Annotated in this window: 14 protein-coding genes; 8 read left to right on the top strand and 6 right to left on the bottom strand. The window is 58.0% G+C overall.

Annotation, left to right across the window (positions count from 1 at the left end):
• Positions 1 to 9 precede the first annotated feature (9 nt).
• Together ACO0LO_RS11675 and ACO0LO_RS11670 are read left to right on the top strand one after the other, a co-directional pair.
• Positions 10 to 1,296: a dihydroorotase gene (locus ACO0LO_RS11675; protein ID WP_422964403.1), complete on the top strand. Its 1,287-nt coding sequence runs from the start codon at positions 10 to 12 to the stop codon at positions 1,294 to 1,296.
• A gap of 39 nt (positions 1,297 to 1,335) precedes the next feature.
• Positions 1,336 to 2,073 (top strand): lysophospholipid acyltransferase family protein, encoded by a 738-nt coding sequence (locus tag ACO0LO_RS11670; RefSeq protein ID WP_422964402.1) that lies wholly within the window; start codon positions 1,336 to 1,338, stop codon positions 2,071 to 2,073.
• Positions 2,074 to 2,481: 408 nt separating this feature from the next.
• On the opposite strand, the gene ACO0LO_RS11665 is transcribed toward ACO0LO_RS11670, so the two are convergent.
• The 4 genes from ACO0LO_RS11665 to ACO0LO_RS11650 all read right to left on the bottom strand — a co-directional run bounded on the left by ACO0LO_RS11665 (position 2,482) and on the right by ACO0LO_RS11650 (position 7,106).
• A complete protein-coding gene (locus ACO0LO_RS11665; protein WP_422964401.1) occupies positions 2,482 to 3,321 on the bottom strand; it encodes a symmetrical bis(5'-nucleosyl)-tetraphosphatase in 840 nt (279 codons plus the stop codon).
• Positions 3,318 to 4,424, bottom strand: coding sequence for a ferrochelatase (gene hemH, locus ACO0LO_RS11660; protein ID WP_422964400.1), 1,107 nt, complete (start codon positions 4,422 to 4,424; stop codon positions 3,318 to 3,320). Before hemH ends, ACO0LO_RS11665 begins: the two co-directional genes overlap by 4 nt.
• Positions 4,425 to 4,524: 100 nt before the next feature.
• A complete protein-coding gene (gene recN / locus ACO0LO_RS11655; RefSeq protein WP_422964399.1) occupies positions 4,525 to 6,171 on the bottom strand; it encodes a DNA repair protein RecN in 1,647 nt (548 codons plus the stop codon).
• A gap of 44 nt (positions 6,172 to 6,215) precedes the next feature.
• The gene (locus tag ACO0LO_RS11650; RefSeq protein ID WP_422964398.1) at positions 6,216 to 7,106 is read right to left on the bottom strand and encodes an NAD kinase; all 891 of its coding nucleotides are present in this window, start codon (positions 7,104 to 7,106) and stop codon (positions 6,216 to 6,218) included.
• Between the two features lie 80 nt (positions 7,107 to 7,186).
• On the opposite strand from ACO0LO_RS11650, the gene ACO0LO_RS11645 reads away from it, so the two are divergent.
• From ACO0LO_RS11645 to ACO0LO_RS11630, 4 genes are all read left to right on the top strand, one after another.
• Positions 7,187 to 7,882, top strand: coding sequence for an HAD family hydrolase (locus ACO0LO_RS11645; protein ID WP_422964397.1), 696 nt, complete (start codon positions 7,187 to 7,189; stop codon positions 7,880 to 7,882).
• A gap of 140 nt (positions 7,883 to 8,022) precedes the next feature.
• On the top strand, positions 8,023 to 9,042 hold the full coding sequence (gene hrcA / locus ACO0LO_RS11640) for a heat-inducible transcriptional repressor HrcA (protein ID WP_422964396.1): 1,020 nt from the start codon (positions 8,023 to 8,025) through the stop codon (positions 9,040 to 9,042).
• 110 nt (positions 9,043 to 9,152) lie between these two features.
• The gene (locus ACO0LO_RS11635) at positions 9,153 to 9,539 is read left to right on the top strand and encodes a response regulator (protein WP_422964395.1); all 387 of its coding nucleotides are present in this window, start codon (positions 9,153 to 9,155) and stop codon (positions 9,537 to 9,539) included.
• Positions 9,540 to 9,601: 62 nt separating this feature from the next.
• Positions 9,602 to 10,759 carry a patatin-like phospholipase family protein gene (locus tag ACO0LO_RS11630; protein WP_422964394.1) on the top strand — a complete coding sequence of 386 codons (1,158 nt, stop codon included), beginning with the start codon at positions 9,602 to 9,604 and terminating at the stop codon, positions 10,757 to 10,759.
• Between the two features lie 7 nt (positions 10,760 to 10,766).
• On the opposite strand, the gene ACO0LO_RS11625 is transcribed toward ACO0LO_RS11630, so the two are convergent.
• Complete coding sequence (locus tag ACO0LO_RS11625) at positions 10,767 to 12,818, bottom strand: AsmA family protein (protein ID WP_422964393.1); 2,052 nt, start codon at positions 12,816 to 12,818, stop codon at positions 10,767 to 10,769.
• A gap of 26 nt (positions 12,819 to 12,844) precedes the next feature.
• A complete protein-coding gene (locus ACO0LO_RS11620; protein ID WP_422964392.1) occupies positions 12,845 to 12,997 on the bottom strand; it encodes a DUF3096 domain-containing protein in 153 nt (50 codons plus the stop codon).
• 259 nt (positions 12,998 to 13,256) lie between these two features.
• Here ACO0LO_RS11620 and ACO0LO_RS11615 point away from each other — a divergent pair, with 259 nt between their 5' ends.
• Positions 13,257 to 13,682 carry a DUF4398 domain-containing protein gene (locus ACO0LO_RS11615; RefSeq protein WP_422964391.1) on the top strand — a complete coding sequence of 142 codons (426 nt, stop codon included), beginning with the start codon at positions 13,257 to 13,259 and terminating at the stop codon, positions 13,680 to 13,682.
• An 86-nt stretch (positions 13,683 to 13,768) separates the two neighbouring features.
• On the top strand, positions 13,769 to 14,662 hold the full coding sequence (locus ACO0LO_RS11610) for an OmpA family protein (protein ID WP_422964390.1): 894 nt from the start codon (positions 13,769 to 13,771) through the stop codon (positions 14,660 to 14,662).
• The last annotated feature ends 16 nt before the right edge of the window (positions 14,663 to 14,678 follow it).

The following is a 14,678-nucleotide window of genomic DNA, read 5'->3' as shown; positions in this document are numbered from 1 at the left end:
CAAAACAATATGAAAATCCATATCAAGAACGGCCGCATCGTAGACCCTGCCAACGGCATGGACGCTGTGCAGGATATGTTCATCGCTGCCGGAAAAATTGTTGCGCTGGGCCAGGCGCCCGCCGACTTTATCGCAAATAAAACCATAGACGCCACCGGCCTTGTCGTAGCGCCCGGCCTGGTGGATCTGAGCGCCAGGCTGCGCGAGCCCGGTTTCGAATACAAGGCCACGCTGGAGTCCGAACTGCAGGCCGCCATGCGCGGCGGCGTCACCAGCCTGGTATGCCCGCCGGACACCGATCCGGTTCTGGATGAGTCCGGCCTGGTGGAAATGCTGAAACAACGCGCCAGGACCCAGAACAAGGCGCACGTTTATCCGCTGGGCGCACTGACGGTGGGCCTGAAGGGCGAAGCGCTGACCGAGATGGCCGCACTGACCGAAGCCGGCTGCATCGGCTTCTCGCAGGCGGAAACCGTGATCCAGGATACCAATGTGCTGCAGCGTGCGCTGCAATATGCGGGTACCTTTGGGTACACCGTTTGGCTGCGTGCGCAGGACGCCTTCATTGGCAAGGGCGGTGTCGCCCATAGCGGCCCGCTGGCGTCGCGCCTGGGCTTGTCCGGCGTGCCGGTAATGGCCGAAACCATTGCCCTGCATACGCTATTCGAACTGATGCGCGCGACAGACGCCAAGGTCCATTTGTGCCGCATCTCGTCCGCCGCCGGGCTGGAATTGGTGCGCCAGGCCAAGAAGCAGGGTTTATCCCTGACTTGCGATGTCGGCGCCCATCACGTGCACCTCACGGACGCCGATATCGGCTTCTTCGATTCCAACGCCCGCCTGACCCCGCCTTTACGCTCGCAACGCGACCGCGATGCCATCCGGATTGCCTTGCAGGACGGCACGATCGATGCAATCTGCTCCGACCATACGCCGGTTGACGACGACGAGAAGCTGCTGCCGTTCGCTGAAGCCTCGCCTGGCGCCACCGGGCTGGAACTGCTGCTGTCGCTGGCACTGAAATGGGCGGAAGAAAGCCGCGGCGAGGTCTCGCTGGGCCAGGCTGTATCCCGCATTACTGCGGATGCGGCGAGGGTTACCGGTCTGCCTTGCGGCCAGCTCGGTGTCGGCCGGGTAGCCGACGTCTGCCTGTTTGACCCCGCTGAGCGCTGGACCGTGGAAGCGAAGAAGCTGATCAGCCAGGGCAAGCATACGCCTTTCCTCGGCTATGAATTGCCGGGCGTGGTAAAGGCAACCATCGTTGCCGGTCATCTGGCGTTCGATGCGATGCATTGAACAAGCTTCCGTCAATAAGAATAATCAAAAAAGGTAGGCATGATAGCTTGGCGCTTCGCACGCGTAACCGTGCATTTGTTTGCAGGACTGCTGACCTGCGCACTGGTATTCCCATGGACCGGCGCGGCCTTCCATGAGCGCCTGATACGCCGCTGGTCGCGCAAGCTGCTGCAGATCGTCAAAGTCGATGCAAGCTTCCGCGACCAGACCGAGGGCGCCGTTGCCGGCCGCGCGCTGATCGTAGCCAACCATGTGTCGTGGCTGGACATCTTTGTGATGAACTCCATCCAGCCTTGCCATTTCGTTGCTAAATCCGACATCCGCCAATGGCCGCTGATAGGCTGGCTGTGCGAAAAATCCGGCACGATCTTTATCGCGCGCGGCAAGCAGCGTGAAGTCCGCAAGATCTATGAAGGTCTGGTACACCAGATCAAGGCCGGCGAGCGCGTGGCATTTTTCCCGGAAGGCACGACCGCGCCGCAAGGCAGCCTGCTGCCTTTCCATGCGAACCTGTTTGAAGCCGCAATACAGGCACAGGTGCCGATACAGCCGTTTGCAGTACGCTATGTAGATGGCAGTGGCGCACTGCATCCGGCAGCCGACTTCATTGGAGACATGACTTTCGTGGAAAGCATGGCGGTAATATTGAGGGCAGGCGGCATGCACGCGGAGCTGGTGCGGATGCCGCAGATTGCCACGGATGGCGCACACCGCCGGGATGTAGCCTTGGTGGCGCGGGCTGCTGTGGCACGAGGTTTGGGGATGGCGATTGACTGATCTTCGCATCAGTACTTCGCTTTGCGGCCCCGATGACGGGCGGCTTGACTTCCAGATTGCTGGCCGGGGGTAGCCTGGTAGCTACTTAGCTTTCTTTGCTTCGCCAAAGAAGGTAAGCAAAGAAAGGCGACCGCAGACTTGCTCTACGGGTGATGACGCTAGCCTGGCGTCATCACATTTTGTGCACAACAAAATGCAGTATCCCCAGCGGATTTAACTTCAAAAACAAGCTCGACAGCCACATCAGGCTGGTTTTGCTTTAAGGGATGTATTTCTTCAAATGTTGGAGATGGAGCAAAACCGATAAAAGCCGTCAAGCTACTCGCTCGGCCAACAATCTTGAAATATGATGTTTATTGTGCAGAAGCTGAAGCAGTCAAAAGCTTGGTAGACGCTGCGAGGATAAGCTCATTCCCCCGGCCGCATCTGTTGCGGACACTCTACCTGTACGAGTTCCCTGTCATCCAGTGCAACCGCAGTCAGTTGGCCTCCCCAGATGCAGCCTGTATCCAGGCTCAGCAGATTGGGCCGCATGATCAGGCCTAAGGTAGACCAGTGGCCAAACGCGATCGGCGTTGTGGCGGTCTGCCGGCCCGGTACATCGAACCACGGCAGGAAACCTTTCGGGATGTCGGCGATGCCGTCCTTGCTGTCGAAATCCATGACGCCATCCGCATTGCAAAAGCGCATGCGGGTAAACGCATTGATGATGCAGCGCCAGCGGTCGGGGCCGCGCAGGCTGTTGCTCCATTGGGCGGGCGTGTTGCCGTACATCTGCTGCAGCAGATCCAGCCAGTTGGGACCTCGCAATATGTCTTGCACTTCCTGCGCCAGATCGAGTGCCTGTGCCAGCGTCCATTGCGGAAACACACCGGCGTGCACCAGCAAATGTCCTTCCGTATGCAATGCCAGCGGGCGGTGCCGTAGCCAATCCAGCAGGGTGTCCTTGTCCGGCGCCTGCAGGATGTCGTTGAGCGTGTCGCTGCGGTGTATCTTGCGCAAGCCGTTGGCGATTGCCAGTAGGTGCAGGTCGTGGTTGCCGAGTACGGTATCGGCTTGTTGGTGCTGCGCCAGCCGGTGTACGAAACGCAGCGTGGCCAGCGAACGGGGACCTCGGTTGACGAGGTCCCCGGCAAACAGCAGCCTGGCATCGGGATGCCTAGACGTGATCTCCCGGTGCAGCTGGTCCAGCTGGTCGCAGCAGCCCTGGATGTCGCCGACCACGAAGGTCTTCTGTGCCGTTGTCACTGCTCGGCCCCAATGCGTTTGGATTCCGAACGGCTGATCAGCGCGTCCTGCTTTTGTTTTTCGCGCAGGCTGCCGGTCATCATGGTCGGCCAGCCTATCAGGTGCTGTTCGGCGATTTCCGCCATGCCGCGCATCCATGCCGGGTTTTCATTCAGGCAGGGAATGTAGTGGAATTCCTTGCCGCCCGCGACCAGGAAGTCCTGGCGTACTTCCATTGCGATTTCTTCCAGTGTTTCCAGGCAGTCGGCGATGAAGCCGGGGCAGACCACGTCCACGCGTTTCACGCCCTGTTTGGCCAGCGCCTTCACGGTAGGCGCAGTATAGGGCTGCAGCCATTCCGCGCGACCCAGGCGGGACTGGAAGCTGACGATGTACTGGTCTTTGTTCAGGCCCAGTTGTTCCGCCAGCAGGCGCGCGGTTTTATAGCATTCGCAATGATAGGGATCGCCGCGCATCAGGAAAGCCTTGGGCAGGCCGTGGAAGCTCATAACCAGTTTTTCCGGCCTGCCGTTGGATTGCCAGTAGTCCAGTATCGAGGTTTTCAGCGCATCGATATAGGCCTCGTGGTCGTGGTAGCCCCTGACCAGGCGCAGCTCCGGGACGTTCCTGACCTGCTGGTAGTAACGGAAAACGGTGTCGAAATTGGACGCAGTCGTAGAGCCGGAATATTGCGGGTAGGCCGGCAAGACCATGATGCGTTCATAGCCGTCTGCCTTCAGCTTTGCAAGCACCGACGGGATGGAAGGGGAGCCGTACCGCATCGCATAGGCGACATGCACTTCATGGCCGCGTTCTCCCAGATAGCCTTTCAGCAGCAGCGCCTGCTTTTCGGTATGGATTTTCAGCGGCGAACCTTCACGCGCCCATATCGATGCATATTTGGCAGCCGATTTGCTGGAACGGAAAGGAAGGATGATGCAATTCAGGATCAGCCACCATAGCGCGCGCGGTATTTCCACCACGCGCGGATCCCATAGAAACTCTTTCAGGTAGCGCCTGACAGCGGCCGTGGTCGGCGCATCGGGCGTGCCGAGATTGATCAGCACCACCGCCGTTTTGGCGATCCTGCCATGCGAATATTCGGGTTCTTTCAGAAAGGACATGGATGCAATTCTTTATTGTCAATTGTTTGCAGACAGCCAAAGAAGTCCGGCTGCGCTGGTGTTACAGGGGACTGCCGGCGCCAGGGACTATTAACAGGCCTTAGGACGCCAGCAATTCCCGCGCGTGCTTGCGGGTGGTGGCGGTGATTTCTATGCCGCCCAGCATGCGGGCAATTTCTTCCACACGCTGCTTGTTGTCCAGTCCATCTATCTGCGATACGGTCTTGCCGGCGCTGCTGGCCTTGCTGACCTGGAAATGCTGGTTGGCCTTGCTGGCCACTTGCGGCAGATGGGTCACGCACAAGACCTGCCTGTCCTGTCCCAGCCGCTTCAACAGGCGGCCGACGACTTCGGCAACGCCGCCGCCTATGCCGCTGTCCACTTCATCGAAGATCAGCGTAGGCGTCGCTGTCGCGCAGGACGTAATGACGGAAATCGCCAGCGATATCCTGGCCAGTTCACCGCCGGACGCGACCTTGCCCAGCGGCCTTGCCTGCACGCCGGCATGTCCGGCGACCAGGAACTCTACCTGCTCCAGGCCGGATGCGGCCGGTTCGCACGGATGCAGCGCGATGGAAAAGCTGCCGCCGGACATGCTCAGGTCCTGCATCGCGACGGTAACCGCCTTGCCCAGGTCTTTTGCGACCGTGCCGCGCGCCTTGCTGAGTTTTTGTGCTGCTTTCAGATAAAGTTGCCGCGCACTTTCTTCCTGCGCTTTTAATGCATCCATGTCGGATGCATTCGACAGTTGCTGCAACTGTTCAGACAGGCTGGCAAATTCCTGGTGCAGCGCGTCCGGCGCCACATGGAAACGGCGTGCGGTCGAGTGTATCGCTTCTACCCGGTTTTCCACGCTGCGCAGGCGCGCCGGATCCAGGTCCACGCGGCCCAGGTAATCATTCAGCGCATAGGTGGTTTCCTGCAGGTTGATGCGGGCCGAATCCAGTGCATCCGTCACCGGTTTCAGCGCAGCATCGTACTCCACCAGTTTCAGCAGTTTCTGATGCAGCGAAGACAGTTGCGACAGCATCGGGTGATCCGACTCGGAAATCAGTTCGGCCGCTTCCTGCGCGCCTTCCAGCAGGCTGGCGGCGTGTGCCAGCCTGCTGTGTTCATGGCTGATGCTTTCCCATTCGCCGGGCTGTATCTGCAGCTTGTCCAGTTCCTGCACTTGCCATTCCAGGCGCTCCCTTTCCAGCAGCACGTTTTTGGCATTGGTCTCAAATTCCTCACGCTGCTTCGCCAGGTTGCGCCAGTTCTTGTGCAATGCACCCAGTTTCTGCACATCTGCCTGGAAACCGCCCTGCATATCCAGCAGCGCGCGCTGGGCTTCCGTTTTGAGCAGCGACTGGTGCGCGTGCTGGCCGTGGATGTCCACCAGCAGGTCGCCCAGTTCGCGCAGTTGCGCGGCAGTGGCGGTGATGCCGTTGATGTAGGCCTTGGAGCGTCCGGCATTGTCGATCACACGGCGCAGCAGAAGCTGATTGTCTTCACTGGCAAAATCGTTGCCGGCCAGCCAGGCGGCTGTGTTCTCATCCTGGGAGAACTCAGCTGAAATGTCGGCCTTGCCTGCACCTTCACGCACCATGCTGGCGTCGCCGCGGCCGCCCAGCGCCAATGCCAGTGCATCGATCAGGATGGATTTGCCTGCACCGGTTTCACCGGTGAAAACGGTAAAGCCGGCTGAGAATTCCAGCTCTATGGCGTCAACAATAACAAAGTCACGGATGGCGAGCGTGCGCAGCATAAGATGTCAGACAAGGAATAAGGGAAAGCGGCCTGTATTTTAGCCTACTGACCGACAACGGAGGGATACTCGTTCCAGTGCAGTTTTTGGCGCAGGGTATCGTAATAATTCCAGCCTTGCGGATGCAGGAAAGTGATCGTGTGCTCGGAGCGCTGGATGATGATCCTGTCCTTGTACATCAGGCTGGCGAAGGACTGCATGTCGAAATTGACGGTGATATCGCGGCCGGCGGCAATCTCGATGACAATTTCGCTGGTGTCTGGTAGCACGATGGGGCGGTTGGACAACGCATGCGGCGCAATCGGCACCAGTACGATGCCCGCCAGGCTCGGGTGCAGCAGGGGGCCTCCGGCTGACAGGGCATAGGCGGTGGAGCCGGTCGGCGTGGACACGATCAGCCCGTCCGAGCGCTGGTTGTACATGAAGTGGTTATCCACGTCCACGCGCAATTCCACCATGCCGGTGCCGGCGCCGCGCGACACTACGATATCGTTGAACGCCATGCCGCTGAAAATCTGGTCGCCGTCGCGAATCACGATGCCTTGCAGCAGACTGCGTTTTTCCGACACATATTTGCCTTCCAGCATTTCAGTAATGACGGGAATTGTGCGGTCCAGTGGAATATCGGTAATGAAGCCCAGGCGGCCCTGGTTGATCCCTATCAGCGGTACATTGTAGGGCGCAAGCTGGCGGGCAATGCCCAGCATGGTGCCGTCTCCGCCCAATACGATGGCCGCATCGGCATTTTTGCCGATTTCTGCCGCCGACATGATGGTAAAGCCGTCCTCGAGTTGCATGTTTTGCGCGGTTTCCGCCTCAAACACCACGGTATGCCCGACTTCGTCCAGGAAACTGGCCAATTCTGTAATTGAATGAGTGACCCCGGCGGCATTGTATTTGCCGACCAGCGCAATGGTTTTTGGCGACGAAGTCATAAATTAACGAGTACTGATGGCATGGATGATGCAGATTAGAACATAATTAGAGCTAATTTAGTCACGAAAAGTGAGTCGGTATGAGTATTAAGGGGGCCAAGGCCGTGCTGTTCGACCTGGATGAGACTTTATGGCCGGTCGGGCCGGTGCTGCAGCATGCAGAATCCACGCTGTTCCAATGGATGAGTGTCAATACGCCGGAAGTGGCGCGTAATTATTCAATAGAGCGGATGCGCGGTCATCGCAAGGCGATGATCTCCACCAATCCGCGCTTCCAGTATGACCTGTGGGCGCTACGGCATGCGATGCTGACGAAGCTGTTCGAAGAGCATGGCGAAGATGTTGCCAAGGCCGACCTTGCAATGGCGGTGTTTGCCGATGCGCGCAACAAGGTGGAGCTATTCCCGGATGTGCTGCCAGCGCTGGACAGCTTGCGCGACCGCGTGGTGCTGGGATCGGTGTCCAACGGCTTTGCCGACTTGAAAGCGATAGGCCTGGCGCCATATTTCAAGGTGTCCATTGCTGCGCACACCTTCGGCTGCGCCAAGCCGGACCCGCGTATCTTTGCCGCCGCCTGCGAAGCACTGCAGTTGCCGCCCGAGGAGATCGTGTTTGTGGGTGACGACCTGTTGCTGGACGTAGAAGGAGCCCAAAGAGCGGGGATGCAGGCGGTCTGGGTGGACCGCAAGCATTTACAGCCGCATGAAGTGCCTCATTCGCACGTAAGGCCGCATGCGGTGATCAATGAATTAAACGCCTTGCTTGAATGGCTATAATAGATATTTTTGTTTTAACCTCGTTTTAACCATGTAATAGTTGCCCGTATATTATCCATTGGTAGCAGGCAAGTGCCGGTATTGCTGGATGGATTTATTATAATTACGGGGAATGTGCTTATCTCGCATAGAATACTTGCATGCAACTCGATATTCGCGCCCAAACACTACTAAAAGCCCTGGTTGAACGGTATATAGCCGATGGTCAGCCGGTGGGCTCGCGCGCCTTGTCAAAAATCTCCGGGTTGGAACTGTCGCCGGCGACGATACGCAATGTCATGGCCGATCTGGAAGAAATGGGCTTCGTTGCCAGTCCGCACACGTCCGCCGGCCGGGTGCCGACGCCGCGCGGCTACCGGGTATTTGTAGACACCTTGCTGACCGTGCAGGAAATCGATGAAGCCGCGCTGGAATCGCGGCTGCAGCCCAAACTGCTGTCCAATCCGCCGCAAAAGATCATCGCCAATGCGGCGCAAATATTATCTTCGCTGTCGCAATTTGCCGGGGTGGTCATGACGCCGCGCAATGAATCGACATTCAGGCAGATAGAATTTCTGCGCCTGTCCGAAAAGCGCATCCTGCTGGTCATTGTCGCGCCCAACGGCGAAGTGCAAAACCGCCTGCTGCTGACCGACGCCGATTACACGCCTCCGCAACTGATACAGGCAGCCAATTACCTGAACCAGAATTTCGGCGGTCTCAGCTTTGAGGATGCACGCACGCGCATCAACGGTGAACTTCGCCAGTTGCAAAACGACATGACGCGGCTGATGCAGGCGGCGGTGGAAGCAGGCAGCGACGCCATGGCCGACCATAGCGACGACATGGTGATTTCCGGAGAGCGCAACCTGCTTAACGTGGCCGACCTGTCGTCCAACATGACATCGCTGCGCAAGCTGTTCGACATGTTCGAGCAAAAAACCAGCCTGATGCAGTTGCTGGACGTGTCCAGCAAGGCGACTGGCGTGCAGATTTTTATCGGCGGCGAATCGCAACTGGTGCCGATGGACGAAATGAGCATCGTCACGGCGCCCTACGGCGTCAACGGCAAGATCGTTGGCACGCTGGGCGTCATAGGCCCGACGCGGATGGCCTATGAAAGGGTCATCCCTATCGTCGACATTACGGCGAAGCTGCTGTCCAATGCGTTGAGCCACTAACTCGCTCAGCAGACTCGGCAGATTCAGTGCGCATAGTGTATTACGGCGCAAGCACATGTTTTCAATCGCTGTTGGCGCGACCAGGTTTCCTTACATTGAGAGGTTCTACGATGGCAGGTCAGAAAACGATGTCGGTCCTGATTGTGGATGACAATGACATGACGCGCGAGGTGTTGCGTGTGATCCTGAGGCACGAAGGCTATATCGTCGTCGGCGAAGCGACCGACGGTGACAGCGGCGTGGAAATGGCCTTGCGGCTGCAGCCCAATATCATCCTGCTGGATGTGGTCATGCCCACGGTGAGCGGCCTGGACGTGCTGAAAAAAATCAAGGAAGCCCTGCCCAAGACCATCATCCTGATGGTGACGTCCAACAAGGACAGGGATACTTTTACGGCGGCGCTGCAAAACGGCGTCAGCGGCTATATCATCAAGCCTTTCAATGCCGGCACTGTCATGGACGCCTTGCAACTGGCGATCGCCAAGGCCGGCAAGTAGGCGTAGGTCCTTGGCATGGCCCTGGCTGAACGCTGCTGTTCTCATTCTCATTGTGGATATCGATGAAACCATCCCTTGCAAGCAAAGCCTCCGCCGCCAACCGGCTGAACCCCGACAATAATCCCATCGTGCTGGTGCTGCAGGGCGGCGGTGCGCTGGGAGCCTATCAGGCAGGCGTATTTGAGGCGCTGCATGAAAACGACCTGGTGCCGGACTGGGTCGTGGGCACATCGATCGGCGCCATCAATGCTGCGCTGATCGCCGGTAACCCGCAGGAAACCAGGCTGCAGCGCCTGAAAGAATTCTGGCAACGCGTATCCCATGGCGACGGCATCGATCTCAGCAGCATCCCGGACCAGGCCAGGAAGGCGAATATTTCGGTGGCAACACTGGGAACGATGATGCGCGGCGTGCCGGGCTTCTTTTCTCCGCGTTTGTTCAGCCCGTTTGCCGCCGGTTTTCCGGTGGAACCGGATGCCGCCAGTTTTTACGAAACCCAGGAACTTGCCGGCACACTCAAGGAGCTGGTGGATTTTGACTACCTGAACGCGGAGGGCGGCATGCGTCTTACTGTCAACGCGCTGAAGGTCACGTGCGGCGAACTTGCCAGCTTCGACAACCGCGAGCGCGACCTTGGCGCCGAGCATATCCTGGCCAGCGGTGCCTTACCGCCGGGGTTCCCTCCGGTGCGCATAGACGGCGAGTTGTACTGGGATGGCGGCCTGTATTCGAATACACCGTTGGAAACCGTGCTGAACGGCCAGCCGCATGCAAATGCGCTGTGCTTCATGGTAGACCTGTGGAGTGCGCAAGGTGAGGAGCCGCGCACGCTGGATGAAGTGCAGACGCGGCAAAAAGATGTGATGTTCGCGTCGCGTTCGATGCGGCATATCGATGCCTACCTGGAAACCCACAAGCTGCAGCGGGCGTTGCGCGACCTGTATAAGCGGCTGCCCGCCAAGCAAAAAAATGCCTCCGACAAGCAGCTGTTATCGGCGCTAGGCTGTGACACTACACTGCATATCGTCAGGATCCCGTATGCCGGGCAGGACTGGCACATGGCGGCCAAGGATATCAACTTCTCCCGCGGTTCGATAGAATGGCGCTGGGAGCAAGGCTACCGCGACGGCACCCGTGCCATCAAGCAGGCCGGCTGGCTTGCCAATGTATCGGAAGAAACCGCGGTGGTCATCCACGAACTGGCGCCCGAACAACAGTAAAAGCCCTTCATTTCCTGGTAGGCTTGTCGGTCCTGGTTTTACCGGGCGGTGGCGCTACCGGTTTGCTGCCGGCTTCCGCCAACAGGCTGGCGCAGGGGCTGTCGCGGCCCGGGCCTACTGTCACCAGCGGCACCAGCGCGGCAATCGGCGCCAGCACTGCCAGCGCGACCGCGCCACCGGCCTTCATTGCCAGCACACCCTTGTCCAGGCTCAGTTTGGGATTCTTGAAACTGCCTGTCACATATAGCGGCGTGCGTAGCGAGATCAACCGCAAGCCTTTGCTATGCGGGTTGATCTTCAGGTCCAATTGTTCCTTGGACAGATTGACTTGGCCGTCAACATTCGTGATGGATTCCTGCGTATCGACAACGAAGGTGCGCGTCTGCATTACACCGTTGGTGACCGCAAAATCGCTGGCCAGGCAATTGATCTCGATCTGCTTGTCGCCGGACAGCTGGGTCAGCACGATATTGCCGATGTTCAGCCCCATCTCCTCCAGCAGCAGCTTGCTGATGGAGCCCTGATTGATCAGCGCCTTGACTTCACCGTTGGAATTACCCAGCAGGCTCGCAATGGAACTGCCGGTCGCTGACAGCGATGCATCGCCGTTGATTTCACCCAGGCTGGCCTTCATCGCTTCAAATGACGGGAACAGATTTTTCAGTTTCAGATGACGGGCGCTGACCTTCATTTCCGCCTTGATCAGCTGGTTGCGTCCGTCCAGCTTGATATTGGAGCTGAAATTGCCGCCTGCGGCGCCGAAATTCAGCGGCGTCAGACTGATGACGCTGTCTTTCAGGTGGACATTGGTGACCAGGTTATCGATCGGCAGATCCTTGCTGCGAATGATCTTGTTGCCGGTGAACTTGATGTCGGCATCCATGCTGCCCCAGCGCTCGGTATTGAACTGCTCCACCGGCAACACCTTGTCAGAGGGCTGCACCGGCGCCGCGCCCCGATTCTGCTTGCTGGCGTTGGAGTCCGCGCCGATCAGCGGTCCCAAGTCATCGAACTGCAACAGCCTGGATACTAGCGCACCGCTCAGCAGGGGTCTCGCCAACGGAGCACCGTTTTGCTGCGATGTATATTCCAGTGTTCCCGCCAGGTCGCTGGAACCCACCTTGCCGGTAAATTTATCGTAGACCCAGTTGCCGCCGCTGCGGTTTGGGCGGCCGGTCAGATGGCCTTCGGTAGAAAACGGCGGAGTTTCCGGCAGCACGACGCCGGTCAGGGCGTAGAGCTTGGCCATGCTGCTACCCGCCAGGTGCAGCCGCATGTCAACCGCAGCCAGGTCGCTGGGATTGGTCAGTGTGCCTTTGATCTGCACCTTGACGGATTTGCCGATTTGCATGTCCGCTTCGAGCGGAAACGGCGAGTTCAATTTTTGTAGCGACAGTACGCCGCCGGCCTTGCCGTTGCCGCCGACTTTTTCCTGGTTGAGGCTGCCGCTCAGCGTCCAGCCTATGCCGTAGAGATTGCCGGATGCCGCAGCCTGCTTGTCGTCCAGCGTATCGATGTTGGCGGTAATGTCCGCATGCTTGACGGCGTCCTTCAGTTTGACAACGCCTTTGGCGAAGACGATTTCATCCAGTGCGAGCTTCCATTCCGACGGCGTGTCGCTGGTCTTGAAGGTCCAGTTGTTTTGGGTTGCCGACAGGCGCTCCAGCGCGACGCTGGGAGCTTCCAGCTCCAGTGCGGGAATGGATATTTTTTTGTCCAGCAGTGGAAGCGGGTTCAGCGAGAAATGCACGCGCTGTATCTGCGTCATGTAAGGTGCAGATTTTGCCCAGTCCGGATTGGCGATGCGGATATCTTCCCCCGACAGATGAGGCCAGGGAATGTAGTTGCGCCAGCCGGGCAGGCGGGTGGGCGGTTTTTCCCAGGTCAGCGCCAGATTGCCGTTGATGCTGAACGGCCGGCCGATGGCATCCGATACACGCGTGTTCAGCCAAGGCCTGGCACGGTTCCAGTCGTAGTTCAGAAACAGGATGATGGCGATGGCGACCAGTGCCACCAGGGCGAGCACAGTCCCGCTTATTATTTTCGTTGTTCTTGTCATGGGATTGAACCCGTCGTTTCTTTTCGTTAGTGAAGCAGGTGTCCGGTGCCGAACAGGCCTATCAGGCCAATGATGATCAGGTAGATCGCCACAATGAAGTTTAACAGGCGCGGCACAACCAGAATCAATATGCCGGCTATCAGTGAAACCATTGGTGTGAGCAAGACGTTGAAATTCATGTGGAAACTCCCTTCAGGTGGAAATTTAATAGCGTGATTTTTAATAGAGTGAGTTGCGCTGCCAGGGCAAGGCGCAAGGGGCAGGATGCTGCAACATGGAAGAAAGAATACAGCAGGACAAGTGATTTTTATGTGCGTTGGCGTACTGAGGCTTGCTGCCTTTCGCTTTATAAAGTGACATCGCTACGGATTTAAAAAAAGTACGGTGATTGTGGTGATTATCGATGCAATACAAAAACAACTTAATCCACGGAGTTTGATGATGAAAACGCTTAAAACAGAAATGATGGAAATGAAGACGGCCAACAGCACCTGGCTGAAAACGGCATGCTGTGCCGGCCTGGTGGCGATGAGCCTGGTCGGCTGCGCCAGCAAGGAAAAAGTGCCAGCCACTTCCGACGTGGCAGTCAGCAAGGCAGCAGTCAGTGATGCGACTGTGTCCGGCGCTGCCGAGTATGCCCCGGTAGAGGTTGCTTCGGCGCAGGACAAACTGAACCGCGCCAACAGCGCGCTGGCCGCCAAGGATTACGCTACTGCGCGTGAACTCGCCAACCAGGCGCAGGCCGATGCGCAACTGGCACAAAGCAAAGCCAGTTCCGCCAAAGCCCAGGCTGCAGCAAATGCCCTGCAGGACAATATTCGTGTCATGCGCGAAGAACTTGACCGCAGCGCCAGCAATAAGTAATTGAATGCCGGCATACAGCCGGCGTTACTAAAAAATGGATGCTGGCGCCCTCGCGTTTTCATCCTTAAAATCGAAAGGGAATCATCATGCGAAGTTTCAAATTTTTACCCGCTCTTATGCTGGCCGCCGGCGCACTGGTATCCGCCTGCAGTTCCGTTCCTCAGACTAATAGCGCACTGGAAGACGCGCGCCGGGATTTTGCGACGACGCAAAGCAATCCGACGGTAGCCCGTCTCGCTTCTGCAGAATTGAAAATGGCCAGCGATGCGCTGGACCAGGCCAATACGGCATGGGCGCAAAAGGAAAGCCTGCAAAAGGTAGATAACCTCGCCTACGTTGCCAAACAGAAGACCGCCAATGCGCGTGAAGTAGCAAAACAGAAGTCGGCTGAAGAATCCATAACCGACTCCAAATTGCAGCAAGACCGGATTCGCTTGCAGCAAAGGACGATGGAAGCCGACAAGGCTAAGGCAGAGGCAGATGCTGCGAAGAGTCAGGCAGCCCTCGCACAAAGCGATGCCGCCAATGCGCAGCGCCAGCAGATGAATGCGGAAGAACGTGCCCGCCAGTTGCAGGCTGAACTGGATGACCTGTCCGCCAAGAAGACTGAACGCGGCCTGATCATTACGCTGGGCGACGTGCTGTTCGCGGTGGACAAGGCTGAGCTGACGCCGGACGGCATGATGACCGTGCAAAAGCTGGCTCTGATCCTGCAGCAGAATCCGCAAAGGGTTGTGCTCGTAGAAGGCCATACCGACAGCACAGGTACCGCAGCGCATAACCAGTATCTGTCCGAAAGGCGCGCCAATTCCGTCATGGTGGCATTGATGGGCATGGGCATCAGCCGCGACAGGGTTGGCACTCAAGGCTACGGCATGAAGTATCCGGTTGCCAGTAACGATACTGCCGGCAACCGCCAGTTGAACCGCCGCGTGGAAATCGTGTTGTCTGAAGATGACGGCAAGATCGCCCGCCGCTGATTTCAGCCTGCAATAA

Origin of the sequence: Undibacterium sp. TJN25 (assembly GCF_049339885.1) — a bacterium.
GTDB lineage: Bacteria > Pseudomonadota > Gammaproteobacteria > Burkholderiales > Burkholderiaceae_D > Undibacterium.
This window is presented reverse-complemented; position numbering and strand designations above follow the sequence as displayed.